The organism is Pantoea sp. 18059 (genome assembly GCF_902706165.1).
Classification (GTDB): domain Bacteria; phylum Pseudomonadota; class Gammaproteobacteria; order Enterobacterales; family Enterobacteriaceae; genus Pantoea; species Pantoea agglomerans.
This window is the reverse complement of the sequence record NZ_CACSJS010000027.1, coordinates 1-472: the sequence shown is the minus strand read 5'-3', so window position 1 is coordinate 472 and position 472 is coordinate 1. Positions and strand designations below refer to the sequence as shown.

At 58.5% G+C, this 472-nt stretch carries 1 protein-coding gene; it reads left to right on the top strand.

Translation table 11 applies throughout. The annotated features are described in order from the left end of the window. Positions 1-183 precede the first annotated feature (183 nt). The coding region (locus tag GVJ63_RS21875) for a DEAD/DEAH box helicase family protein (protein WP_159227359.1) at positions 184-472 on the top strand (289 nt) is incomplete at its 3' end.

The following is a 472-nucleotide window of genomic DNA, read 5'->3' as shown; positions in this document are numbered from 1 at the left end:
CTATGTGCTCGCGGTGACCTTTGAAATCCTGGGTGGAGAAATCACGATCTACGAGCCGCTACGCGCAGCGATCGCCGAACTTCAGGCCCAGACCGAAGCCGAGATCGAGGGCAACGAGGTCGAAGTGGAAGTCGAAGCGACCGATTGACCCCGCGGCCTAGAACCAAAATAGGAGACACAAAAATGGTTGACTTCAAGAAGCGACTGGCCGGCAAGAAAGATGAACGCCCGACCGATCCGGTCAAGCTTTATGACACCCTGGATCGCGCGCACGACAAGGGGCCGTTGCGTCCCGCCCAGGCTGCAGTGCTGAAGGATTGGTTTGCCAGCCATCGTGAGCAGCGAGACGTGATCGTCAAGCTGCACACGGGGCAGGGCAAGACGCTGATCGGCCTGCTGATGCTGCAGTCCCAGCTCAACAACAGCAAAGGGCCTGTCGTATACCTGTGCCCGGACAATTTCCTGATCGAGC